The organism is Rhodoflexus caldus (assembly GCF_021206925.1).
GTDB lineage: Bacteria > Bacteroidota > Bacteroidia > Cytophagales > Thermoflexibacteraceae > Rhodoflexus > Rhodoflexus caldus.
This window is the reverse complement of record NZ_JAJPRF010000012.1, coordinates 41,514-65,770: the sequence shown is the minus strand read 5'-3', so window position 1 is coordinate 65,770 and position 24,257 is coordinate 41,514. Positions and strand designations below refer to the sequence as shown.

19 protein-coding genes are annotated in these 24,257 nt (G+C 50.5%); 8 read left to right on the top strand and 11 right to left on the bottom strand.

The genetic code is table 11. The annotated features are described in order from the left end of the window. Positions 1 to 151: 151 nt before the first annotated feature. The 8 genes from secG to NDK19_RS12815 all read right to left on the bottom strand — a co-directional run bounded on the left by secG (position 152) and on the right by NDK19_RS12815 (position 8,171). On the bottom strand, positions 152 to 523 hold the full coding sequence (secG, locus tag NDK19_RS12850; RefSeq protein WP_250632297.1) for a preprotein translocase subunit SecG: 372 nt from the start codon (positions 521 to 523) through the stop codon (positions 152 to 154). 10 nt (positions 524 to 533) lie between these two features. Further along, the gene (locus NDK19_RS12845; protein WP_250632296.1) at positions 534 to 2,117 is read right to left on the bottom strand and encodes a tetratricopeptide repeat protein; all 1,584 of its coding nucleotides are present in this window, start codon (positions 2,115 to 2,117) and stop codon (positions 534 to 536) included. A 49-nt stretch (positions 2,118 to 2,166) separates the two neighbouring features. Continuing rightward, the gene (gene lptE / locus NDK19_RS12840; protein ID WP_250632295.1) at positions 2,167 to 2,712 is read right to left on the bottom strand and encodes an LPS assembly lipoprotein LptE; all 546 of its coding nucleotides are present in this window, start codon (positions 2,710 to 2,712) and stop codon (positions 2,167 to 2,169) included. Between the two features lie 66 nt (positions 2,713 to 2,778). Next, entirely contained in the window at positions 2,779 to 4,113 is a 1,335-nt protein-coding gene (locus NDK19_RS12835; protein ID WP_250632294.1) for a sigma-54 interaction domain-containing protein, read from the bottom strand. Further along, positions 4,110 to 4,691: a Uma2 family endonuclease gene (locus tag NDK19_RS12830; protein ID WP_250632293.1), complete on the bottom strand. Its 582-nt coding sequence runs from the start codon at positions 4,689 to 4,691 to the stop codon at positions 4,110 to 4,112. Before NDK19_RS12830 ends, NDK19_RS12835 begins: the two co-directional genes overlap by 4 nt. 70 nt (positions 4,692 to 4,761) lie before the next feature. Next, positions 4,762 to 5,376, bottom strand: a complete 615-nt coding sequence (locus NDK19_RS12825; RefSeq protein WP_250632292.1) for a Uma2 family endonuclease — start codon at positions 5,374 to 5,376, stop codon at positions 4,762 to 4,764. A 70-nt stretch (positions 5,377 to 5,446) separates the two neighbouring features. Next, positions 5,447 to 6,931, bottom strand: coding sequence for a tRNA (N6-isopentenyl adenosine(37)-C2)-methylthiotransferase MiaB (gene miaB / locus NDK19_RS12820; protein ID WP_250632291.1), 1,485 nt, complete (start codon positions 6,929 to 6,931; stop codon positions 5,447 to 5,449). Between the two features lie 208 nt (positions 6,932 to 7,139). Then, on the bottom strand, positions 7,140 to 8,171 hold the full coding sequence (locus NDK19_RS12815) for a hypothetical protein (RefSeq protein WP_250632290.1): 1,032 nt from the start codon (positions 8,169 to 8,171) through the stop codon (positions 7,140 to 7,142). 70 nt (positions 8,172 to 8,241) lie between these two features. Here NDK19_RS12815 and NDK19_RS12810 point away from each other — a divergent pair, with 70 nt between their 5' ends. Both NDK19_RS12810 and NDK19_RS12805 read left to right on the top strand, forming a co-directional pair. Next, complete coding sequence (locus tag NDK19_RS12810; protein WP_250632289.1) at positions 8,242 to 9,963, top strand: M14 family metallopeptidase; 1,722 nt, start codon at positions 8,242 to 8,244, stop codon at positions 9,961 to 9,963. Between the two features lie 52 nt (positions 9,964 to 10,015). Then, positions 10,016 to 11,815 (top strand): M14 family metallopeptidase, encoded by a 1,800-nt coding sequence (locus tag NDK19_RS12805; protein WP_250632288.1) that lies wholly within the window; start codon positions 10,016 to 10,018, stop codon positions 11,813 to 11,815. A 273-nt stretch (positions 11,816 to 12,088) separates the two neighbouring features. On the opposite strand, the gene NDK19_RS12800 is transcribed toward NDK19_RS12805, so the two are convergent. The 3 genes from NDK19_RS12800 to uvrC are packed head-to-tail and all read right to left on the bottom strand — an operon-like array spanning position 12,089 to position 15,303. Next, complete coding sequence (locus NDK19_RS12800; protein ID WP_250632287.1) at positions 12,089 to 12,922, bottom strand: hypothetical protein; 834 nt, start codon at positions 12,920 to 12,922, stop codon at positions 12,089 to 12,091. Then, the gene (locus NDK19_RS12795) at positions 12,904 to 13,440 is read right to left on the bottom strand and encodes a glycine-rich domain-containing protein (RefSeq protein WP_250632286.1); all 537 of its coding nucleotides are present in this window, start codon (positions 13,438 to 13,440) and stop codon (positions 12,904 to 12,906) included. Before NDK19_RS12795 ends, NDK19_RS12800 begins: the two co-directional genes overlap by 19 nt. A gap of 60 nt (positions 13,441 to 13,500) precedes the next feature. Next, positions 13,501 to 15,303: an excinuclease ABC subunit UvrC gene (gene uvrC / locus NDK19_RS12790; protein WP_250632334.1), complete on the bottom strand. Its 1,803-nt coding sequence runs from the start codon at positions 15,301 to 15,303 to the stop codon at positions 13,501 to 13,503. A 168-nt stretch (positions 15,304 to 15,471) separates the two neighbouring features. Between uvrC and NDK19_RS12785 the strand changes: the two genes are divergently transcribed. The 6 genes from NDK19_RS12785 (at position 15,472) to NDK19_RS12760 (ending at position 24,208) form a co-directional block, all read left to right on the top strand. Continuing rightward, entirely contained in the window at positions 15,472 to 17,070 is a 1,599-nt protein-coding gene (locus NDK19_RS12785; RefSeq protein WP_317207171.1) for a sodium/pantothenate symporter, read from the top strand. A gap of 62 nt (positions 17,071 to 17,132) precedes the next feature. Beyond that, a complete protein-coding gene (locus tag NDK19_RS12780; RefSeq protein WP_250632285.1) occupies positions 17,133 to 18,104 on the top strand; it encodes an alpha/beta fold hydrolase in 972 nt (323 codons plus the stop codon). A 106-nt stretch (positions 18,105 to 18,210) separates the two neighbouring features. Then, positions 18,211 to 20,727 (top strand): TonB-dependent receptor, encoded by a 2,517-nt coding sequence (locus NDK19_RS12775; protein WP_250632284.1) that lies wholly within the window; start codon positions 18,211 to 18,213, stop codon positions 20,725 to 20,727. An 83-nt stretch (positions 20,728 to 20,810) separates the two neighbouring features. After that, positions 20,811 to 21,551 (top strand): 3-oxoacyl-ACP reductase FabG, encoded by a 741-nt coding sequence (gene fabG / locus NDK19_RS12770; protein WP_250632283.1) that lies wholly within the window; start codon positions 20,811 to 20,813, stop codon positions 21,549 to 21,551. Between the two features lie 79 nt (positions 21,552 to 21,630). Next, on the top strand, positions 21,631 to 22,620 hold the full coding sequence (locus NDK19_RS12765) for a 3-oxoacyl-ACP synthase III family protein (protein ID WP_250632282.1): 990 nt from the start codon (positions 21,631 to 21,633) through the stop codon (positions 22,618 to 22,620). A 97-nt stretch (positions 22,621 to 22,717) separates the two neighbouring features. Continuing rightward, complete coding sequence (locus NDK19_RS12760) at positions 22,718 to 24,208, top strand: class I adenylate-forming enzyme family protein (protein ID WP_250632281.1); 1,491 nt, start codon at positions 22,718 to 22,720, stop codon at positions 24,206 to 24,208. Positions 24,209 to 24,257: the final 49 nt, after the last annotated feature.

Here is a 24,257-nt window from a genome sequence, read left to right as displayed (position 1 = left end):
CCTGCGAAGGCTAACAGGATGCGTCCCAGTCAGCGGACTTTAATGAGTTCATTTTAAACTGTTCACGTACTTGTTAGCAACTGAAAAAATAAAAAAGTTTCAAACTGCCGAGGCGTTTGAAACTTTTTAAAGTCCTATGTTTCAACAAGTTTTACTTCGCGGAATCGGTTTTAGCACCCTCTTCGGCAGGTGTGGAAGGTGTTACCAAACCGGGCGCAGGCGTATTGGGAGGAACAGGAACGGTTTTTTGCTTGCCTTTTGCTGCCTCCATGTTAGGGCTGTTGAGTTCTGCCGTGCGGTCAAATGTTATGTTAGCCAGCAGAGAAAGCACCATGATAGTACCTGCAAAAACCCATGTAACACGCTCCAGAAAATCGGTAGTACGCTTGGCTCCCATAATTTGGGTAGCAGCAGATGCTCCCAGATTGCCGGCCAAGCCGCTGCCTTTGGAGTTTTGTGCCATTACTGCCAAAATCAGCAGTACAGCTATAATCAGAATCAGAACGATGATTAACTGTGTCATTATCTTGTTATTATGCGCGATTAAGCTCCTCAATTTGAGTCGCAAAGTAAGTACTTTTCTCCGGATATTTCAAAGCAAGGCGCTCATAAATGCTGATAGCCTTCTCTTTTTTACCTTGCCGCACATAAATTCGGGCTAAATATTCGGAAATATTGTCATCGTTTTCCTGAACGCTTTTGCTGGAAAGGTCTTCTTGTTCGGTTATGCTTTCCAATTTGCTGCGGTCAACGGTAATGGTCGGTTCTTTTTTGATAAATTCTTCAATGATATCCCAAGCATTAGGGTTTGTCATAGCAGGTACGGTTTCGGTAGATGGGGTTATTGCCGGAGCAGATTCTTCTGCAAGGCTGTCAAAAAAACTTAAATCGTCGGTAACAGGTTGCTCATCTGTGGTTGTAGGGTTTTCAAGCGGCGAATTTTTTGCAGTATGCGCTTCCGAACTTGTTTCAAAGGCTTTTGTTTGCTCGGCGTACCATTGGGCTTCGGCTTCGTGCCGTTCTGCATAGCTTACCACAAAATCGCCATTTTCCGCAGGTTCACCCAAAACGGTAATTTCGCTATTGTCGGTTGCTGATTTGTTCCATGCGGTTTGCCAAGCGGCTTCTTCTTGTTGCTGTTGCTGCAAGGCTTTTTCATCGGCATCGCTGAGTTGTTGCCAATCGGGCAGCAGGGTTTCATCCCACACTTGCGGCATTCCTTCACCTTGATAGTAGGCTTTTTCTGCATCTAAACGCTCGGTGTAAGGCTCCAGCACGTGTTCCGGTGTATCGGTTATCTCTGTTGCAAGCGGCTGCACAGGAGTAAATGAAGATGCAGGCGTTGATGTGCTGACAGGGCTTACGATTTCATCTAAGACATCCAGCACCAAATCATCTTCCGATGCATCTTCATCATCGCCCAAAGGAGGGAGGATGTCGTCGTCATGGTAAATAGTCGGCTCGTAGGCAACAGGCGGGGCTGTTTCCCCCAGTACTTCTTTCCGCAATTGCTCATATTCACTGTCGTGAATGAGCGCATCCATGTCAAAATCCGGCAACTCGGGTAGCGCATCTTCCAAAGGCTCGGGAGTTATGGCGGATGGTTCCCATGTAAATTTCTCGGCGACAGGCGGCTCTTCCGTATGGCTGCTTTCTGCCGCAGTCCATTCCGAAGCGGTTGGCAGGGCTTCGTCATGTGCAACGGTTTCCTGTTCTGTCGGAAAAAAAGAAGCAACAGTTTCCTGACGGAGGCTGCCCTGTTCATCGGGAGGCTCGACAACGATGGCCTGTTCCAATATTTCAGGGGAATGCATCACGCTGATTTTGTCAAACAGATTAACCTCCTCGGCAGTAAAGTCTATGGATAAAGTGGCCAAATCTTCATCTGCAGTATGAAATTCTTTATGGATGACTTGCTTGAGCCGTGCACGGTCGGGTGCATACAAAGCCGCTTTGCTGATATGCGCCATTTTTCCGGTGGCCTGTGCCAGCCGCCAGTGAAAAGTTGCACAATAGGGATAAACCTTCACTAATTGTGCGAGCATATCGGCAGAAACAGGCATGATACCTTCTCCCGAATAGCGTATCAATTGGGTAAATTGTTCTCTGTCAATCATAGCAGATGAGGCATCACAAATTCAAAGTTAAAAATTTGTTGCAAAGCGCTCACCAATTGGCCACCGATTTATTGAAAATATCCAATATGATTTGGTCAAAAATGCGACGGATGAGGTCTTGTTCTACCTGAGAAAGGTTCTGATTTTGAGGGAAATCTTCAAAAAAAGTAAACTCTTGGTCAAAGTTCAGGCTTTCATCGGCCGTATTTTCATAATTGACCTTTACTTTAATGGTCAGCCGTTGCAGGGCTGCCAGTTGCTGAAAATCAACTCCGCCCGATTGTACCGAACCTGCCGAAGGGGCAACAGGTGTTACCTCGTATCCCGTGATGGTGCCGCTAAACCGCAAGTCGCCGTTGTTGTTTACCAATCGCAGGCGTGTGTTGCGCATGAAATACTCCCGCAGCGATTCGGTAAATTGCAGCGAAAGGTTAGCAGGCCCTGCGGGAACGTCGGCATAGAACAGTTCTATCTGCATGGTCTGGATTTTCGGGTCTAAGTTGATGCCCGAAAAGGTAAATCCCGGTGCTTTGGCGCAGCCGCTCAACAGGCAAAGTGCTACCAAAAAGGGTATGATAAGGATGTTTTTTTTCATGGAAGTCAATATTTGAATTTCTCATCTGTAGCATGAGGTTTGCAAACCTCATGCTACAGATGGGCTTTACTCTTCGTCTATGCCGTACTGTTTAATTTTGCGGTACAGCGTGCGCTCGGAAATGCCCAAGTCCTGCGCGGCATATTTGCGCTTGTGATTATTTTTAGCCAAGGCCTTGATAATCATTTCCTTTTCCTTCTTTTCCAGCGACAGACTGTCCTCTTCTTCCTGATGTATTTCATGCGGCACATCTTCAATGCCTACAAACTCATACTCATCTTCTTTGTGAGGGGCAGTGGTTTTGCCGGCAGGATTGCTCGTAATTACCACCGGTGCAATTTTGGTTTCCGCGGGTTCGTGGCGGAAAGGCGCATTAACGGCTTCATCGGTTGCCGCGGTCATGTCTAAATTGCCGAACAGCCGTTGATTTTGTTGCAAAAGGTTTTTTTCGTTGGCAATATCGCCTTGCAGCAGCCCCAAGACTACCTTTTTCAGGTCGGTAACGTCGCGGCGCAAATCAAAGAGGACTTTGTATAGCAAATCGCGTTCGGAAAGTTGCTCGTCACGTTGGTCGCCCGTAACGGCGGGCAGCAAAGAAGCAGGTTTGGACGCATTATTAACGGGCGGCAGGTATTTTGCAAGCGTGGCGGCGTTAATATCGCGGTTGGTTTCCAAAAGTGACACTTGCTCGGCGATGTTTTTCAACTGCCGTATGTTGCCCGGGAAAGGATAGTTCAACAGCAATTGCTTCGCGCCTTCGTCCAGCGTTACGGGTTTGACGCGGTAGCGCTCGGCAAAGTCGGTGGCAAACTTGCGGAACAGCAACTCAATATCGTTGCCGCGCTCGCGCAGGGGCGGAATGTAAATCGGAACGGTGTTGAGGCGGTAGTACAAATCCAAGCGGAATTTGCCCTGTTCGGCGGCTTTGAGCAAGTCCACGTTGGTGGCGGCCACCACGCGCACATTGGTTTTCTGCACTTTGGACGAACCCACTTTGATAAATTCGCCGTTTTCCAGCACGCGCAACAGCCTTGCCTGCGTTCCAAGGGGCATTTCGCCGATTTCATCCAAGAAAATCGTGCCGCCGTCAGTAACTTCAAAATAGCCTTTGCGGGCTTCGGTTGCGCCCGTGAAAGAGCCTTTTTCATGCCCGAACAGTTCGGAATCTATTGTTCCTTCGGGGATGGCACCGCAGTTGATGGCAATAAAATTATTGTGTTTGCGGGCACTCAGGTTGTGGATAATCTTGGAAAAAGATTCCTTGCCGCTGCCGCTTTCACCTGTAATGAGCACAGTGAGGTCGGTAGCAGCTACCTGTGTAGCCACCTGAATGGCATGGTTCAGCGCAGGCGAATTGCCGATGATGCCGAAGCGTTGTTTGATGCTTTGTATATCGTTCATTCCTGAAAAATGCTTTTGAGGGGGATAGAAAATCCCTGAATAACCTTTGCGTGTAAAACTCCTTCTTCGTTGAGTTTGAGATGCAGGCGAAAAACTCCGTCGCCAAGCAGGTATTGTTCTACTGTTTGCTCATCGGGGTCTATCAGCCAGTATTCCTGGACTCCGTGTGCGGCATAATCTTGCATTTTAATGCCTCTGTCGCGCTCCCGAGTACTTTCCGAAAGGATTTCCGCGACAAAATCCGGTGGTGGAAACACACTTTGGCGAGGCTCAAATGCTGCTGCACGTTCCTGTGTCCAGAAGCACACATCCGGTTCGTAGTCGTTGCGTGTACAGCGAATCATCACCTTTTCGTAGCCAACCTTGCCTAATTGATTGTCATAAACATAAGGCAGCATGTAGCGCATCAGTTGTGTGCTCGCCATCCAATGTCTGCCGCTTACGGGCGAGTGATACAAAATTTCTTCTCCGTTGATAAACTCTGCCTTAACCGTACCATCTATTGCCTCCCAAAAGCGATGGCGGCGCTCTTGTTCCAACTGCCATTGGCGGTTGAGCTCCTCCAGCAGCCGTCCCATATCGGGCGAGTTAAGGATGGGCTGCAGTATGACGGATGTATTTGACATGCCTTTTGATTTTGATGCCGTATCAATCCTGTAAAATCTCGCCTAACACCATTTGCCAATCGGGCAGCAGCGGCGTGGTGATGATGTCCTCGTCGGTGTAAATTTTGGCAAGTTCAAATTTGCCTTGTGCATTCAAAACAAACCGTTGCAGCAAACTTTCATACGGAAACACCACCCAGTATTCCTGTACGCCGTTTTCTTCATACAGTTCATACTTGATTTTCATTTCCTTTTTACTGTTGCCCGGCGAAAGGATTTCAATGATAAGGTCAGGCGCACCGATGCACCCGCGCTCATCTAACTTGCTTTCGTCGCAAATCAGGCAGAGGTCGGGCTGCACGACCGTGTAAATGTCTCTGTCGCTTTGCTTGGATTTTACACTGTCTAACAGGCGGACATCAAAAGGTGCTGCAAGCAATCTGCATTTTTTATCGTGCTGTTTTAAGTAGCCGCCAATTGAAACATGAAAATTGCCTGAAATAATCTGATGTTGCTTGCCCGGCGCAGGCGACATTTTGAAAATCTTGCCTTTGATTAACTCCACCCGCTCGCTGAATTGCCACAACAGGTAGTCGGCATAAGCGTAGGTTTTGTTCAAATCCAATTGCGATATGTCGGTGATGATATTGGCGTTCATGGCTTGAAGATTTTCGTTTTTACAGACCCGTCAGGTCTCAAAGACCTGTCGGGTCTTGACTTTCCTTTTGCTATTCCACCACCTCGCCCAGCAGCGTAGCCGCCGTAGCCGAATGTACCAACACGTTCACGTATTGACCTTTTTGGTAATGCTTGCGGGGGAATACCACCACTTTGTTGGCGGTGTTTCTGCCTTGCAAGAAGTCTGCCGAACGCTTAGATTCACCTTCAATCAGCACGCGGTGGATTTTGCCTACGTCGCGTTGGTTGCGCTCGTGCGAGAGGTCGCGTTGCAGGGCGATGATTTCGTTCAGGCGGCGTTTTTTCACCTCCAACGGGATATCGTCTTTGTACTTGCGGGCTGCCAATGTACCCGGCCGTTCGGAATAGTAGAACATGTACGAAAAGTCGTATTTGGCGTATTGCATCAGACTTAGCGTATCTTGGTGTTCCTCTTCGGTTTCGGTGCAGAAGCCGGCAATCATATCCGAACTGATGCCGCAGTCTTCGCCCAAAATGCGGCGGATGGCATCAATGCGCCCGATGTACCACTCGCGGTCGTAGGTGCGGTTCATCAGTTCCAGCACGCGGCTGTTACCACTCTGTACGGGCAGGTGGATGTATTTGCAGATGTTATCGTATTTCGCCATGGTGTGCAACACCTTGTCGGTCATGTCTTTGGGGTGGCTGGTGCTGAAACGCACGCGCAGGTCGGGGTGGATGAGCGCAACCATTTCCAGCAGGTCGGCAAAGTCCACCACGGGTTTGCCTTCGGCTTCGGCGCGGTCAGTCTCCTTCTTGTTGGCTTCGCCTGCCCACTTGTAGCTGTCCACGTTTTGCCCCAGCAGCGTTACCTCGCGGTAGCCTCTGTTGAACAGGTCTTGCGCTTCGGCAACAATGCTTTGCGGGTCGCGGCTGCGTTCGCGGCCACGGGTAAACGGTACCACGCAGAAGCTGCACATATTGTCGCAACCGCGCATGATGGAAATAAACGCCGTTACGCCGTTGCTGTCTAAGCGGACGGGGGTAATATCGGCATAGGTTTCCTCGCGGCTGAGCAGTACGTTCACCGCGCGGGTGCCGCCGTCCACTTCGCCTACCAGACGCGGCAGGTCGCGGTAAGCATCGGGGCCTACTACCAAATCCACGATTTTTTCTTCTTCCAGCAACTTGGCTTTGAGGCGCTCTGCCATGCAGCCCAGCACACCAATCGTCATTTCGGGGTTGCGCTTTTTGAAGCCGTTCAGCTCGCCCAAACGGTGGCGGATGGTTTGCTCGGCCTTGTCGCGGATGGCGCAGGTATTCAGCAACACCAAATCTGCCTCTTCGGGGCGTGAGGTAGTGCCAAAGCCGTGCTCCTGCATGATACTCGCCACAATTTCACTGTCCGAAAAGTTCATTTGGCAGCCGTAGCTTTCTATGTAGAGTTTCCGCTGCCCTGCCAGCGCGTTTTCCACCGTCGTGCGGACTTCACCCGTTGGGCGGTGTTCGTGGCTTTGGGTATGCTCGTTTACCTGTTCTAAAATCTCAATATCGGTAATCAGTCCCTGTTGCATGGATAGAAGTGGGATTAAGAAGAATCAACCACAAAATTAGCAGCTTTGCAGGACAGTTTATGACATTTTGGCAGAAAAATGTGGTGCAATGTCTGATGAATATTCCGATGCCATTCATATCCATAGCAAAGGGGGTTGCAAACCATTTGCTATGGATATGGATGATACGGAAAACGGCCACGCACCATCCCCTAAAACGGAAATATTATCACCCCTTGCTAAACATCAGTCTGCGCAGTTCGGGGTCTTTGCCGAATTTCCAGATGAGGCCATCCACATAGTAATGGTACAGCACAATCATCGTAAAAGGCACGAAAACCCACATTGCCCATTCCACGCGCAGCAGGCCGTAAATTTCAATCACGCCTACCACAAGGCCGTAAAGCAAGCCTACGCCCAACATTTTAAACACAATGTTGCGGATATTGGGGAAGCGGCGCTTTTCGTAGTGCATCATCCAGCCGTGATATTGTACGTCGTGAAAGGCCGTTTCCAAGGCTTCGGCTACCAGAAAAGGCGTAGCAGTAGCAAAAAACACAAAATAGTGCGTTGTCAGGGCGGCGGCAAGTAGCAGCAGTTTGGGCAGATTCAGCGGCTTGCCCTGTATCAGTTTCCATGCCTGCCTGCCGACAAACAGCACCAAAAAACCCAAAAACAGCCCCCAAGTAATTTCGGTAATCTCATAAGGAAGGTTGAAAAAGCGGGCTGTGAGTTCGCGGTAAATCACAATTGGCCCTTTGATGTCGGTGTAGTCATTAAAAAAACAGGCAAAAGTGCCGCTGTAAAACAGGCCGTAATCCAGCCAGTCATCAATTTCTTCCGTGTCGTTGTTCAGGCTTTTGTAGGCGCGAATGAAGCCGTAGTGCTGTCGGATAATATGCCAAGTACCGAAAATGGAGGCAAAAACAATCAGTTCGCTTTCCCAACCCAGCGCAGTAATCAGAAAGCCCGCGGCGATGAACAGCCCCAGCCCCCATGTGTACAAAAAGCGACGACGGTTAAACTCCTGCGTATCTAAGTGGGTGCGTGCAAACATCTGGAAGATGTGGGGGTGGTCAAAAAAAGCAGTAAACACAAAATAAGTAATCAGGATATTGTCGCCTTGCAACACCCAACCGATTTGGTCGGCTGTAAGGTACAAACCGAAAAAAGCCCATGTAAATATACAGGAGCCTATGAAGAAGGTCAAATCATAGTGCGGGCTGACAATCCAGCGAGTGGTTGCAGTTGTTTGTTCCATGCGAAAATTTAGGAAACATATTTTGATTTTTGGGCTAAATTACGGCGCTTCATAGAACTTAATTAATTGCATGAAACACAAACACTTGCTTTGGATGGGGCTCACCTGCCTTGCATTGACAGGCCATGCACAAGCCCAAACATCGTATCAAAGCCATGAACAACGCAGTTCAAGGCTGAGAACATTAGCTTCAGCCAACGGTTCGCTGGCTTCCGTGAAGTCTATCGGAAAAAGCCGCGGACAACGCGACATCTGGTTACTTACGCTCAGCAAAGGCGATGCTGCCAAAAAACCGGCACTGCTCATAGTGGCAGGTTTGGAGGGCGCACACCTTGCCGGAACGGAAACGGCCATTCAGATGGCAGAAAAAATGCTGGCCAATGCCGGCAAAGATTCCATTGCCAAATTATTGGAAACAAAAGCTATCTACATCATCCCTTCCGCTAACCCTGACGCACAAGAGCAGTGGGCTGCCAAGCCCCGCTATGCGCGCAGCGAAAACGGACTGGATTATGACAACGATCGCGATGGCCGCCTGAACGAAGACCCTTTTGAAGACCTCAACGGCGACGGACTGATTACCATGGTGCGTGTGGAAGACCCGACAGGCACATTCATTGTGTCCAAAGATGACCCGCGCGTGCTGGTAAAAGCTGACCCTGCCAAAGGCGAAAGCGGTAAGTACATCCTCATCACCGAAGGAACCGACAACGACAAAGACGGCAAATTCAACGAAGACGGTGCGGGTGGCGTTCATATAGACAAAAACTTCACCTTTGACTACCCGATTTTCGTAGATGGTTCGGGCGATTATGCGGCTTCCGAGCCTGAGGTGCGTGCCATTTCCGATTTCCTGTACGGTTCTCCGAATATTTTCGCGGTGCTGACCTTCGGCCCGAACAACAACCTGAGCGAAGCGCCTAAGTTTGACCAGTCTAAAGTAGCACGCCGCATTGTTACAGGCCCTACGCAAAAAGATGCTTCGGCCATGGAGCAGGTTTCCAAACTCTACAATTCGTTAGGTTTGAAAGATGCGCCTGCCATGCCGCAAACCAAGGGCAACTTTTCGCAAACTGCTTATTTCCACGCAGGTCGTTTCAGTTTTACCACACCCGGTTGGTGGGCTCCCAAAGTAGAAGCAGCCAAAGACACTACCAAAAAAGCTGATGCGGGCGCAGGTGCAGCCACAACAGCTCCTGCCGGCGGCGGGCGCATGGGCGGTGGCGGTGCAGGTGCTGCGGCAGCCGGCGCAGATAATGACGACGTGCGCTTCCTCAAATGGGCAGACCGCGAGAAACTCACGGATGTGTTCGTAGAGTGGAAAGAAATCAAACATCCTGATTTCCCTGATAAAAAAGCCGAAGTGGGTGGTATTGCACCTTATGCAAAATTGAACCCTCCTGTAAATTACCTAAACGAAACAGCCGAAAAGCACTTGAAGTTTATTGCAGGATTAGGTATGCAAATGCCTGATGTTCAGATTGTAAACGTCAGAACCGAATCGTTGGGCAACGGCCTGAACCGCATTACGCTGCAAGTGGTAAACAAAGGTTTGCTGCCTACCTATGCCGATATGGGCGACCGTGTGCGCTGGGTGAAGAAGGTAAAAACAGAACTGTTCTTAGGCAATGGTCAAAGCATTGTTTCAGGCCGTAAAATTATTCTCCGCAATGCGCTGGCTGCCGGTGAAGCAGAAGAATACACTTGGCTGATTTCAGGAACAGGCAAACTGACCATTCAGGCAGGATGCCCTACGGCAGGCGTAGCTTCCACCGAAGTAACGCTCAAATAACCAATGCAGGGTTTAAATCATTCACACCGTTTGACAAATTAAAAAGAAACCAATGTTGAAGAAAATATTTTCCGCAGCCCTTTTGTGTATTGGCGTACAGATGGCTGCCTTTTCACAAACCGACCCCGACCTGACAGGGATGCGCGCGTTGGGTACGCCCGCTAACCCGAAAGTAAAATGGGCATGGAACTACTACATGGACTATGCCGGCATCATGAAACTTTCGCAGGAATTGGTGAAGGCTTACCCCAATCTGGTAAAGATTGAGAACATCGGGAAGTCCACACAAGGCCGCGACATGATTGTGCTGGCCATCACCGACTACAAAAAAGGCAACGCCGACCGCAAACCGGGATTCTGGATTGATGGCGGCATCCACGCCAACGAGTTGCAGGGTACACAGTTTGCCATGTACACTGCATGGTATCTGGCTGAGAGCTTCGGCAAAGTGGAGTTCATCACCGAAATGCTGCAAGACCGCATTTTCTACATCCTGCCTACGCTCAGCCCCGATTCGAGAGAGCAGTTTTTGTTTAAACCCAACACTGCCAACTCATCCCGTTCAGGTTTGGTTGCCTTAGACGACGACGGCGACGGCTACGTTGATGAAGACGGTTACGACGACTTAGACGGCGACGGCGAAATTACCATGATGCGCCGCAAGTCGCCTACAGGCCGCTGGAAAGAAGACCCGAACTATCCCGCCCGCATGATTCCCGCAAAAGCCGACGAGCCGGGCGAGTATGAGATGTTGGGCATTGAAGGCATTGACAATGACGGCGACGGTCGCGTAAACGAAGACCTGCCCGGTACTTACGACCCTAACCGCGACTGGGGCTGGGGCTGGCAACCGGACTATGTGCAAAACGGTGCATTCTACTACCCCGGCACGCTGGTTGAAACCCGCAATGTGAAAAACTTCATCTACAACCATCGCAATATTGCAGGCGCACAGAGCTACCACAACTTTGGCGGTATGTTCCTGCGCGGCCCCGGTGCTGAGGAAGACCAAGGGTTTTACACACAATCCGACATTGCCGTTTATGACCTGATTGGCAAGCAGGGCGAAAAAATGATTCCGGGCTATAACTACTACGTGCTCTGGAAAGATTTGTACACCGTTTACGGTGGTGAGATTGATTGGCTGGCGCTGGCAAGAGGTATCTTTACTTTCTCCAACGAAATCAACACTTCTTACCGCCTGTTCAACAAAAGGTCTACGGAAGGCCGTTTCCAAAACGACGAGTTCAATGAGTTTGATAAATACCTGCTCTTTGGCGATGCGTATGTAAAATGGAAGCCTTACAAGCACCCGCAATACGGCGATATTGAAATCGGTGGCAGCAAGAAAAACAACGTCCGCAATACGCCGGGCTTTATGTTGGAAGAAGAAGGCCACCGCAACATGGCCTTCACGCTGTTGCACGCCTACCACATGCCCAAAATTGAGATTGCCGAAATTAAATCTAAGAAACTGCCCGGAGGTTTAACAGAGGTTACGGCTACCATTATTAACACCCGTGCCATGCCTACGCACTCTTCGCATGATGTGCGCTACAAAATTGAGCGTCCCGATTATATCACGTTGAAAAATGCGCAGGTTATCAGCGGCATGATTGTGGACGATGCAGACCTCAACCTGACTCGCGAACAGAAGTTCAACCCGCAAACCATTGAAGTGCCCAATATCCCCGGCACACTGACCGGCACAGGCGGCGGTGGCGGTGGTTTTGGTGGCTTTGGCGGCGGTAATTATGCCGTTAAAGTGCGCTGGATTGTGCGTGGTTCTGCCGATAAATACACCGTAGAAGTGGACAGCATGAAAGGTGGCGTAGTAAGCAAAACCGAGTAATCCTGCTCCGAACAATGGAATTTAAAAGGCCGCCCGTTTTCGGGTGGCTTTTTTATTGCAAAACGACCGACAAAAAAATGCAGGTGCGCGTTTTCGGCCATGCCAATTGGAGGGTCTGAATATTTAGACAAAACCGACTTGCAGGAGTAGGATAGTAGAGGGCAGTGTATGACCTGTCTCTGCTGTATTGTCTGTATAAAATGGTTAGATTGGCAATGGATTCGTGCGCAACCGTGAATCAAATTGGAACTTTTCCAAGATTTTATGCCGTATTTAATCCCCGCCGCCGCAGCCGCTGCAACCACCCCCACAGCCGGAGTCGCCTCCGCCGTCGGAGCCGCCATCATCAGAACTGCCGCCATAGGAGTCCCCGTCGGAGCTGCCGCCAAAGCCATCATCAAAAGAACTGTCAAAGTCAAAGTCAAAACCATCGGTCATGTAAAGTAAGTCGTTGTTGTCCGATGTTCTTTCGCGCTCAAACAAACGGCTTAACTCATCATCTAACAGCACGAGCAAATGGTGGTCAATAGCCTCGGTAAGGAATAAGTTGCCGTGCAGCAGTTGCAGCAGTTTTTTTGCTGTCGCCTTGTCCGTATGATAGAGGTCAGGCAACATATGGGTCAGTTCCTGTAATTCCGTGGCGGCATAGGTTCGTTTCAGTGCTCCTTCTTCGGTATATTTGACCTTATCCGTCAGCCTTGCCCAAAACCCGCGTTCAAAAGCCGTAAGCAGTTGCGGAGTTTTCATCACCTGTTGCCGCAAATAAGCAGGGTTTGCTGCCTTTCCACGCGCTAACTTAATCAAGTTGGCTAATAAAATTTCCCGATTGGGTTCGCGCGAAAAATGACCGGTGTAAATCTCCTCATGTGCAAACGGGCGATAGTCGGCATAGTGCTCGCCTCGCTGTACGTACAGATTTGCCGTCGGTGCTTCATCATGTCCTGTGGCAGGTGCGGGCTTGATGGCAAGCACTTTTTTCAGCAGCAAGTCCATCAGTGTCAGTTTGAGCATTCGCTTGAAGTCTGCTTCTTTACCGTGCAGCAATACGAGCGATTCCGCAGGCGTTAGCGAGGGCAGCATTTTGAAATTTACGAGCGCGGCAGCCATAATCGTTTCAATTGGTTTTTGAGGAGCAACCACCAATGCTTTTTAGGGATGATAAAATGCGTATCGGCATTGACTCTCATAAAGTTAATGAAACGAAAACGAATTTCGGCAGGCGGCCAAATATCTTTGGGCGGAGCATGGCCGAATGTTGTTTGGTAGCTTGTCAGCGTGTAGTTGTACCAATCGTTGAACTTGTTGCGCTCGGCATTGCCGCCGCGTGTAGGGCCGTGATGCAGAGGTTTTCGGAGAATTTGCCCGCAAAGCTCGTCCCAGTAGCTGCGTGTATAGAGCAGGTGCAAATGCCAAACTTGGTCTACTTCATCGGAGGGCGTTACCGGATGTGGCAGCGTGGCTGCCAACAACAGAAATTTCTTGTATTCGTCCACTGCGCGAAGGGCAAAATCAAGTGTCCAGCCGTTGTCGCGTGCCAGTCGCGCAGAAAACGGCAAGGCCGATTTTACATCGTCCATCTCAAAATATTTGAGCTTTTGCCACAACTCCGCCTGTTCGGGTGTCATTATCTGCTGTTTTAGAACGCTGAATACACAAATTTTGCCAAAAATTTCAACTTTGCTGCCTCAACTGTTCAAGTGCTTCAAAACCGTTGCCGCTTTGTCTTTGCCGATAAGCCCGGCAAGTTCTTCAAAAGGCACGGTGGCAATTTTTTTTACCGAATGGTACTTGGCAAGCAGTTTTTCGGCGGTTTGCTTGCCGATGCCGGGGATATTTTCCAATTGGCTCACAATGCTTTTGCGGCTGCGCTGGTCGCGGTGGAAGGTAATGGCGAAGCGGTGCGCCTCGTCGCGGATGCGTTGCAAGAGCATCAGCCCTTCCGATTTTTTGTTAATCAGCAGCGGCAACTCATCTTCGGGGTAAAAAATTTCTTCCAAACGCTTGGCGATGCCCACAATGGGGACAAGTCCGTAGATGCCCAAGTCTTTCAGAGCTTGGCAGGCGGCACTCAACTGCCCTTTGCCGCCGTCAATCACGATCAGGTCGGGCAGGGTTTTGTGGTCGTCCAGCAGGCGGCGGTAGCGGCGCGTTACGATTTCGTACATAGAGGCAAAGTCGTTCGGACCTTCTACGGTTTTGATGTTGAAATGCCGATAGTCTTTTTTGGAAGGTTTGCCGCCTTTGAAACACACCATCGCCGCCACGGGGTTTGTTCCCTGCAAGTTGGAATTGTCAAAACACTCAATGTGCATCGGCACGTTGGGCAGGTTCAAATCGGCTTTGAGGCGGTCAAGTACGCGCTTGCTTTGCTCTTTTTGTTCGCTGTCGCGCTGCATTTTTTCCTTGCGGTAGAACATGGCGTTTTTGTAGCTCAATTCCACCAACTTTTTCAGGTCGCCTATTTTGGGCACCATCACCTCAAAGCCTTCAAAATCAATATCGGGCGCAACGTTGGTAATCACGCGGGGCGCTTCGGAACGGAACTGCTGCCGAAACTCTACAATCATGGATGAGAGAATGTCCGTTTCGCTTTCGTCCAACTTCTTTTTCAGATGCACGGTTTTGGTCTGGATAATGCAGCCGTGTTCAATGTGCAAATAGTTGAGGTAGGCGTATTTTTCGTCGGTCGTAATGGTAACCACGTCCAAATCGGAAATATCGGGATTGACCACCAGCGACTTGCTTTGGAATTTTTCCAGCGCTTCCAGCTTTTCCTTGAAAACCTGCGCCTCTTCAAATGCCAACCTGCCTGCGGCTTCCATCATTTGCTCGCGGAAATAGTTGCGCACAACGCCCAACTTGCCTTTCAGAATGTTGAAAACCTGCGCCATATCGGCATCGTAATCGGCGGCGGTTTGCAGCCCTTCGCAAGGTCCTTTGCAGTTTTTGATGTGGTATTCCAAGCAAACTTTAAACTTTTTGCGGGCGATGTTTTCGGGCGTAAGGGCATATTTGCAGGTGCGAATGGTATAGAGGCGGCGCACCAACTCCAAAACGGTTTTCATTGCCTTTACGCTGGCGTAAGGGCCAAAGTAAGTACCGCGCCCTTCTATGCGCTTCCGCGTCGGAATCAGGCGGGGGAACGGCTCGTTGGTAATGCAGAGGTAGGGATAAGTTTTGTCGTCGCGCAGCAGGATGTTGTAGCGCGGCTGGTGTTGTTTGATGAGATTATTTTCCAACAGCAGCGCGTCAAATTCTGAATTGACGACGGTATATTCCATGCGGCGAATTTCTCTCACCAATTGTCGGGTTTTGCGGCTTTTGTCGTTAGATTTGACAAAATAGCTGCTCACCCTGTTTTTCAGGTTTTTTGCCTTGCCTACGTAAATCAACTCATCCGCCGCGTTGTAGTAGCGATAGACCCCCGGTGCGGGGGGCAGGTTGCGGATGGTTTCCATTAGTTCGCTGCGTTCTTCCTGTTCCTGCATGTGCAAATTTAGCTCACTGCCCATTCATTCACCCCAAAAATTGCCGCCGTTCGCCTGCCCCAAGCTGCCGTTGGCAAGTTTTAAAAGCACGGTATTTTTCGTTTTTCTATTTTCGGTATCGTACGATGTTGATTGGCAAGGGCGCACCCTGTCCCTACATGATACACGGTGAAATTCGTGTTCCAAAATGCCTCAGACACCGTCGGTAAATCTGAAAATGAAATGACTGAACTTGCTTCCGAACAATTAGTGATTGCCGGTTGGGTCAGTATAGCGGCGTATGCCTTGCTGATTCTGTTTTTTGTTGTGCGCGGCGCACGTAAAATCACCAACCTTTCCGACTATGCGGTGGGCAGCGTGTTGTTTTCGCCCGTAGCGGTGGGGCTTTCGCTGGCTGCCTCTATGACCTCTGCCGCCACATTCATCATCAATCCGGGTTTTGTGGCTTTTTACGGCATCAGCGGCGTACTTTCTATGGCGGTGATGTTGCCGCTGGGGGCGCTGGTTTCGCTGGTTGTTCTCACCAAAGGTTTTCGCAAGGTGGGCATGAGCGTAAAGGCACTCACCATGGCGCAATGGATTGGCACGCGCTACGGCAGCCCTGCTTTTGCCATGTTTTTTGCCGTGCTGTCGCTGTTGCTGCTCACCTTTATTGTGCTGATTTGTGTGGGGCTGACCAAGGTCATTTCGCAAACGCTGAACCTGCCCGAACTGCCCGTGCTGATTGGCATCGTGGTTTTTATTTTCGGTTACATGATGTTTGGCGGGGCTAATTCCATGGTTTATACGAACATGATTCAGGCGCTGCTGATGATAGCAGTTGCCGTTATATTGCTTACTTCGGGCTATGAGCATTTTTCGGCAGGCGTGAAGGGCTTCATGGACAAGCTCGCGGCAATTGACCCGCTGCTCACCGCGCCGCTAAACCCGCAATCTTACCTGTTCCGCGATTGGTTTGAGGTGGCATTTTGCCAATTGGTGGTAGGGGTGGCAATTGTTTGTCAGCCGCACATCATTACGCGCTCGCTGTTGCTCAAAAACGATAAAGACGTGAATCGCTATTTGCTAACGGGCGTGCTGGTGGAAATCTTGTTTTTCTTCGTGGTATTTGCGGGCTTATATGCTCGCCTGCGCTTCCCCGATTTGACCATTAACGGTCAGGCTGTACCTCTGGACGGCATACTTTCCGCCTACGTGGTGAGCGAATTTCCCGTGTATGTGGGGCTGATTGTGGTGTTGGGGCTGATTTCCGCAGGGCTGTCCACGCTGGAAGGCTTGATTCAGTCGCTTTCTACATCCATCAGCAGCGATTTGCTCAAACCGTTGGCGGGCAAGTGGCTCATCCGCGATGAGCAAAATCCGCAAGGGTTGATTCCCGCTATTTTGTTGAACCGCTTGGTGATTGTGGTGCTGGGCGTGCTGGCGGTGCTGGTATCGTGGCAGCAGTTGGTTGCACCCGATTTGAGCGTAGGCATTTTTGCACAAAACGGCGTGTATGCGTATTTCTCGGCGGCTTTTGTACCCGTTTTGTTCGGCACATTCGTTAAAAACGTTCCGCTGCGTGTGCCTGTGGCAGGTGCGGTAACGGCTACGGTGGTGCATTTTGCGGTGTATTACGGCAGGCTTACCCCCTACATGGAAGCACCCGTGCGCAACCCGGGCATTGCCGCCGCGCTGGCGATTCTGTCGGCGGTGGCGGTGGCGGGGGTGTTGTATTGGGCAGGGACAGGGCATGCCCTGTCCGTACACGAAAAAAAATCGGTGTAAATCCGCGTCATCCGCTGTTATCAGCATTCTAAAAAAACCCAAAAAACAAACCGACAACCCATATGAAACTCATCCCGTTTTTCTTGCTGTTTGTCCTGTTCGCCGCCTGCGGTGGCAGTGCGGAACTTGCTTGGGACAGCGCCAACGACAAGCGTCCGCCTTTTGCGCCGCAGTATGCCTTCGCCGTGAAAGAAACCGAATATCCGAAAGGCTATAAAATGGCTTATACCGACGAAGGCGCAGGCGATACGGCAATTGTATTCATCCACGGGCTGGGCGGCTACCTGAAACATTGGGAAGCCGTTGCCGACTCGCTGAAAGGTTCGGTGCGATGTATTGCGGTTGATTTGCCCGGCTACGGCAAGTCGTCGCGTGCCGAATTCAAAGCCGATGACTTCATGGATTTTTACGCCGATGCGGTGTTGCACCTCATCAATGCTTTGCAGCTCAAAACCGTTGTGCTGGCAGGGCACAGCATGGGCGGGCAAATTGCAATGGTTGCCGCACTGAAAGCACCCGATAAAATAGCGGCGTTGGTGCTGGCTGCCCCCGCAGGTTTTGAAACATTCAGCGCAACGGAAGGCTATGCGATGAAGTCCTTTGCCACTGCCGATTTTTTCGCCAAGCAGGGTGAGGAAGAAATCCGCAAGAGCTTTGAAGCCAACTTCTTTCAAATGCCGCCACAGGCAGAGCAACTGATTCAGGAACGGTTGGCGATGCGCAACAGCTATGGCTTTGAGGCATATTGCCAAACGGTTGCCAATGGTGTAAAGGGCATGTTAGACCATCCCGTCAGAGAGCAACTGCCCAATATCCGCCAAAAAACGCTGGTGCTGTTCGGGGCGAACGATATGCTGATTCCCAACCGATTGATGCACAAGGACTTAACCACGCAACAAGTAGCCGAAGAAGGCACAAAGGCACTGCCCGATGCCCGCTTGGTGATGATTCCCGAAGCGGGGCATTTGCTGACCTTTGAAAAACCGCAGGCAGTAGCGGCAGAAATTCGGCAGTTTTTGAATAAACCGCAATAAACCGCTGTTAGGGTCTGCCGACTGCTAACAGGGCAATCCCTAACAGTAGATTCAGCGAAATAACAGAAAATCAATTTATACAAACCTTTGAAAATCAAGTAAAAACATGAAAATGATGAAAACTTTTCTACTCGCGGTTGCCCTGCTGCTCGGTGCGGTGCAGGCATGGGCACAAAACGGTACCATTACGGGCACTGTTACGACAAACAACGAACCGCTCATCGGTGCTTCGGTGATTGTGGTCGGCTCTATTACGGGCAGCACAACCGATGCCACGGGCAAGTATTCCATCAGCATCAAGCCCGGCACGTACAAATTGCGCATTTCGTTCATCGGTTATGAGACCCAAGACCATACCGTTACCGTTACGGCAGGGCAGACCACTACTTTGGACGTTGCCATGGTAGAAGGCGCGCTGGTAGGTCAGGAAGTGATTATTTCCGCTTCGCGTCGCCCTGAAAAACTCACCGAAGCCCCTGCCACCATCGTTACTTTCGGTGCGAAAGAAATCAGCGAACTGCCTTCGTTCAACGTGGGCGAACTGCTGGCGCGTCAGAAAGGCGTGGACTATGTGCGCTCGGGCGTTTTGGGTGTGGGTATCAACGTACGCGGTTTCAACTCGGCATTTAACCCCAAAAACCTGCAAATGAACGACGGTCGGCTTTCTACGCTGATTGCAACAGGCTTGCCGCTCGGCGCGCTTAGTACCGTAGTGAAAGAAGACGTAGAGCGCGTGGAAATCGTGTTAGGCCCTTCTTCGGCTTTGTACGGCCCTAACGCGCACAACGGTTTGGTGAACACCATCAGCAAAGACCCGCGCACCTCGCAAGGTACAACCGTTGCGCTGGGCGTAGGCAACCAAAGTGTAATGACAGCCCGCTTGCGCCATGCACAGGTATTGAGCAAAAAATTTGCCTTCAAACTATCAGCCGAATATACCGAAGGTGAAGAATTTGCTTACAATGACACTGTTTATTTCAACAATACTGCCTTCCCAACCTTCACGGGCGGTGCTGTTCCAGCAAGATTTACTGCTATTCCCGAACTGGATTTAGATAGAAGATTCAACAGTTTACGCGGTGAAGCAGCCTTATACTACTCTATCACTGACGACTCAGATTTGATTTTGGCATACGGCGGCAGCAACAGCAACAACATCGGCGTAACTAACGCGGGACGCAACCAAATCAAAGATTGGCAAATTCATTACCTGCATTTGCGCTATGTGTCGCCGCGTGTGTTTGCACAGGTGTATCACACCATTTCTAAAACTGATGACACCTATGCCATGAACCAACGCACGCAAAACTATATCTCGTTCCGCGATGCAGGATTCCCTGAGGCAGAAGCCCGCCGTCGTGCGATGAATGAGCAATGGTTCGGTATTTCACCTACCATTGGCGTAGCCTTGAATCGCGGTGCACTTTTCCGCGACGATTCGCGCCGCTGGAACGGTGAGGTGCAGTACAACAACAACTTTGCAGGGTTTGACGTAGTCGTAGGTACGCAGTTCCAACGCGATATTGCGCAGAGCTATAACACCTATCTGCTGGATGCCAAAGGTGCAATCGTGATTGACCAAGTAGGCTTCTACGCACAAATTGACCGTTCGCTGGGCAACGGCTTCAAAGCGACCGTGGCAGCCCGCGCCGACAATCACGATTTGTACGGCTTTAACTTCATCCCCAAAGCGGCAATTACCAAAACCTTTAAAAGCGGTACTGCCCGCATTACCTACGGACAAGGTATTTCAGCCCCTACCATCTTGAACTTGGAAGCCAATATCTTTGGCGGTTTGTTGCTGGGCAACGGCAGCGGCTACACTCTCAGCGACGGTACGCAAATCCCCGGCTTGAAGGTTGAAAAAATCAGCACTTTTGAAGTGGGTTACAAAGGAACCATCGGCAAAAATCTGTTCATTGACGTAAACGCTTATCACAACACATCCCGTGACTTCCTCAGCCCTGCGCTGAACATTGCCACCAACGGACGCACCGTAACGCAGCGCGGCGGCGTACCGATGAATCAGGTAATACCCGGCACACCTGCCACGGGCGCACCTCTGGTACTGACCTATCTCAACTTCGGTAACGTTCAAACCTACGGCGCTGACTTAGGCGTTACTTATGCCTTTACCCCTCAATTGAGTGCTGCACTGAACTATAGCTGGTTCGGTTACAGCTTAGATAAAAACGACCCCGCCAACGACGGCAACAAAGACGGTCGCGTAACGGATTTGGACTTGCCGATTAACACCCCTGCCAACAAAGCAAGCGTAGCACTGAATTATTCAAGCAGCAAATGGTTCGGTTCTATCTTTACGCGTTGGGTAGAGCGTTACAACTTCTTTTCAGGCATCAACGTAGCTTCTGAAACCATCCCCGAATTGGGTATTCGCGAAAATGCGCGATTCGGTCGTACCTTTAACTACGGCCCGCTGGGCGGTTTTGTGAATGTGGACGTATCGGCAGGTTATCGCTTCGGCAAAGTGGTTACGCTTTCGGGGCAAATTACCAACCTGTTCAACGCACGTGTGTATGAGTTTGTAGCTTCGCCGATTATTGGTCGCCTGTACAGCTTGGAATTGAAAGTGAACATCCCTGCCATCGGCAGCAAGAAATAAGTTTTTCACCGTTTTTCTAAACCTGACAGGTTTTAGAAACCTGTCAGGTTGAAAAAACCATCCATCAAACATCGTAACCAAACATGAAATTACAAGGAAAAGTCGCCGTGATTACGGGCGGGGCTGCCGGCATCGGGAAAGTTGCCTGCTACAAATTTGCCGCAGAAGGTGCAGCCATTGCCATTTGGGACATGAACGAAACCGCAGGCGCGGCACTTGCCGCCGAACTTTCGGACAAAGGCACAAAAGTGGCGTTTTACAAAGTCAATACCGCCGACTATGCCGCCGTAGAAGCCGCAGCCAAAGAAGTACATGCTGCCTTCGGTCGCATTGACATTCTGATTAACAACGCAGGCATTACCCGCGATGCTTCGCTGAAAAAAATGACACCCCAGCAGTGGCAAGAAGTCATTGACGTAAACCTGACGGGCGTATTCAATTGCGGCAAAATTGTTTCCGAATACATGACGGCGCAAAACTACGGGCGGATTATCAACACCTCGTCGGTAGTGGCGCTGTACGGCAACTTCGGGCAAACCAACTACGTGGCAGCCAAATCGGGCGTTATCGGGATGACCAAAGTGTGGGCAAAAGAATTGGGCAGAAAGGGCGTTACCTGCAACGCCGTAGCGCCGGGCTTCATTGCTACCGATATGGTAAAAACCATTCCGCGGGAAATTTTAGACCAAATCACCTCGCGTGTGCCGCTGGGGCGCATGGGGCAACCCGAAGACATCGCCAATGCCTATGCCTTTTTGGCTTCCGATGAGGCTGCCTATATCAACGGGGCGGTTATCAGCGTGGACGGCGGCGCGACGTTGTAATCGCATCGGGTGCGATTGATAACGTAGGGACGCGATTAATCGCGTCTCTACAATCCCCAAACATTTAAATTCAAAAAACATGAACAATGCCGTTATTTTAGGTTCGGGCAGCTATGCCCCCGACTGGGTATTGCCCAACAGTTACTTCAACGAATTGCTCGGCGAAGACGTAGCCACTTGGTTGGAACAAAACGTTCATATCTACGAACGCCGCTGGTGTCGCGATGATGAGGCAACGTCCGATTTGTGCCTGCAAGCGGCGCAAAAAGCACTGGCAGCCGCCAACGTATCGCCCGAAGAACTGAACCTGATTATTGTAGCAACCGATACGCCCGAATATATTTCGCCTTCTACGGCTTCCAAATTGCAGTACCAACTCGGGGCGGTCAATTCGGGGGCGTTTGATTTGAACAGTGCCTGCGCAGGCTTCGTAACCGCACTGGACGTAGCCGCCAAATACATCCGCGCCGATGAGCAGTACCAAAAAATATTGGTCGTAGGTGCATATGCCATGAGCAAGCACCTCAACAAGCGCGACAAAAAAACCGTTACGCTCTTTGCCGACGGTGCGGGTGCGGTAGTGTTGGGTGCAGAAGCTGACACCGACAGAGGCTTCATAGCCTCGCAACTGATTGCGCAGGGACAGTATTGCGACTGGATGGGCATTTATGCAGGCGGCACGCGCCAACCCGTAACCGAAGCCGTGTTGCAAGCCAAAACGCATCAGTTGCAGTTTGTCAAAAAATTCCCCGTAGAAATCAATCCCGACACATGGACGGCGATGATTCGGCATCTCTGCGGGCGCATAGGCGTACAGCCTGCCGACGTGCAGCAATATTTCATTACCCAACTGAATATCAACAGCATTTGGGAAACGCTCGGGCGGCTCAACCTGCCGAAAGACAAGGCGCATACCATCATGCAGCGTTACGGCTACACCGGCTCGGCGTGCATCCCGATGGTGTTTGACGACGCAGTACAAAAAGGCATCGTCAAAAAAGGCGATTTGGTATTTTTCGTAGGTTCGGGCGGCGGGTTGTCGTTCGCATCGGCGGCGTTTAGGTTGTAAAATTACCGCGTATTGCGTAGGGACAAGCGACGTGCAACACGCATGCGTTGTCCCTGCATGTGCCCCCGTATTTTCAAACCTTTAAAATCCTTGACCTATGACAACCGATTGGATAGGTAAATGGGCAATGTATCAGCCCAATAAAACGGCGGTCAGCTCTTACGAAACAGGGCAACGCCTGACTTACGGGCAATTGAATCAACAGGCGGAACAAACTGCCCGTTGGTGGGCTTCGTTGGGCATTCGCTCGGGCGACCGCGTGGCTGCGCTGTTAGATTTTTGCGTTGAATATGTCGTCTTGTTCGGTGCGGCGCAGAAAACGGGCGTAATCCTCGTGCCGCTGAACTATCGCCTCTCGCCGCGTGAGTTGGACTATCTGCTGTCCGATTCGCAGCCCCAAATGGTGATTTGTGCCGAAAAATATTTGCCGCTTTTGCAGCAACAGCCTCATTATGAAGCCGTTCATAACCGCCTGACGCTGACAGACTATCAGCAAATACTGTCTAAGGATATAGTTGCTGGCAAGTGGCACTTTACGCCGCCGACGGAAGACAGCCCTTTGTTCATTCTCTATACATCGGGCACGACGGGCTTCCCTAAGGGCGCGATGTATACCCATAAAATGGCATTTTGGAACAGCATCAACACTGCCTTGCGCTTAGACCTGACCTCGGCAGACCATACGGTTATTTGTATGCCGCCGTTCCATACGGGGGGCTGGAACGTGTTCCTTACGCCCTTCCTGCATCATGGCGCATCGGTTACGCTGATGCAAAAGTTTGAGGCTTCCGATGTGCTGCGCGTGTTGGCATCTGAAAAAAGTACCATTTTTATGGCAGTGCCTACCATGCTCAAAATGATGGCGGATGCGCCCGAATTTGAGCAGGCGGATTTGTCGGCGATTCGTTATTTCATCGTTGGCGGCGAACCCATGCCCATCCCTTTAATTGAAACATGGCATCACCGCAAGGGCATCCCCATTCGGCAGGGGTTTGGCATGACCGAAGCGGGACCCAACCTGTTTTCCCTGCATCAGGACGATGCCATCCGCAAAAAAGGTTCTATTGGCAAGCCCAATTTCTATGTGGAAGTGAAACTGGTAGATGAGGAAGGCAATGAAGTGCCGACGGGCGAAATCGGTGAATTGCTTATCAAAGGTCCGACGGTAACGCCCGGCTATTGGCAAAAGCCCGAAGCAACGACACAGAGTTTTCAGGGCGAATGGTTCTGCTCGGGCGACCTGCTCAAATGCGACGAAGAGGGCTATTTCTTTGTGATGGACCGCAAGAAAAACATGTTCATTTCGGGTGGCGAAAACGTATATCCCGCTGAAATTGAGCACTTTTTGCGGCAGCATGAGCGCATAGCCGAAGTGGCGGTCATCCCGATTCCGCATGAAAAATGGGGCGAAGTCGGTAAGGCATTCATCGTACCGCAAAACGGCGCAATGCTTACCGAACAGGAAGTGCTGGATTTCTGCCAAGGGCGGCTGGCGCGCTACAAAATCCCGAAGCAAATTGTATTTATCAATGAATTGCCAAAAAATTCAACAGGTAAAACAGACCGTCGGGCGTTGGCAAGTATGTAATTGAGCCAATTTGTACTTAAAACTCTTTGTGAGCGTCGTCGGCCTAAAC

Excerpts from the sequence above, each read along its gene's own strand:
- secG (WP_250632297.1), bottom strand. The coding sequence starts at position 523 with ATGACACAGTTAATCATCGTTCTGATTCTGATTATAGCTGTACTGCTG.
- NDK19_RS12845 (WP_250632296.1), bottom strand. The coding sequence starts at position 2,117 with ATGATTGACAGAGAACAATTTACCCAATTGATACGCTATTCGGGAGAA.
- lptE (WP_250632295.1), bottom strand. The coding sequence starts at position 2,712 with ATGAAAAAAAACATCCTTATCATACCCTTTTTGGTAGCACTTTGCCTG.
- NDK19_RS12835 (WP_250632294.1), bottom strand. The coding sequence starts at position 4,113 with ATGAACGATATACAAAGCATCAAACAACGCTTCGGCATCATCGGCAAT.
- NDK19_RS12830 (WP_250632293.1), bottom strand. The coding sequence starts at position 4,691 with ATGGGACGGCTGCTGGAGGAGCTCAACCGCCAATGGCAGTTGGAACAA.
- NDK19_RS12825 (WP_250632292.1), bottom strand. The coding sequence starts at position 5,376 with ATGAACGCCAATATCATCACCGACATATCGCAATTGGATTTGAACAAA.
- miaB (WP_250632291.1), bottom strand. The coding sequence starts at position 6,931 with ATGCAACAGGGACTGATTACCGATATTGAGATTTTAGAACAGGTAAAC.
- NDK19_RS12815 (WP_250632290.1), bottom strand. The coding sequence starts at position 8,171 with ATGGAACAAACAACTGCAACCACTCGCTGGATTGTCAGCCCGCACTAT.
- NDK19_RS12810 (WP_250632289.1), top strand. The coding sequence starts at position 8,242 with ATGAAACACAAACACTTGCTTTGGATGGGGCTCACCTGCCTTGCATTG.
- NDK19_RS12805 (WP_250632288.1), top strand. The coding sequence starts at position 10,016 with ATGTTGAAGAAAATATTTTCCGCAGCCCTTTTGTGTATTGGCGTACAG.
- NDK19_RS12800 (WP_250632287.1), bottom strand. The coding sequence starts at position 12,922 with ATGGCTGCCGCGCTCGTAAATTTCAAAATGCTGCCCTCGCTAACGCCT.
- NDK19_RS12795 (WP_250632286.1), bottom strand. The coding sequence starts at position 13,440 with ATGACACCCGAACAGGCGGAGTTGTGGCAAAAGCTCAAATATTTTGAG.
- uvrC (WP_250632334.1), bottom strand. The coding sequence starts at position 15,303 with ATGCAGGAACAGGAAGAACGCAGCGAACTAATGGAAACCATCCGCAAC.
- NDK19_RS12780 (WP_250632285.1), top strand. The coding sequence starts at position 17,133 with ATGAAACTCATCCCGTTTTTCTTGCTGTTTGTCCTGTTCGCCGCCTGC.
- NDK19_RS12775 (WP_250632284.1), top strand. The coding sequence starts at position 18,211 with ATGAAAATGATGAAAACTTTTCTACTCGCGGTTGCCCTGCTGCTCGGT.
- fabG (WP_250632283.1), top strand. The coding sequence starts at position 20,811 with ATGAAATTACAAGGAAAAGTCGCCGTGATTACGGGCGGGGCTGCCGGC.
- NDK19_RS12765 (WP_250632282.1), top strand. The coding sequence starts at position 21,631 with ATGAACAATGCCGTTATTTTAGGTTCGGGCAGCTATGCCCCCGACTGG.
- NDK19_RS12760 (WP_250632281.1), top strand. The coding sequence starts at position 22,718 with ATGACAACCGATTGGATAGGTAAATGGGCAATGTATCAGCCCAATAAA.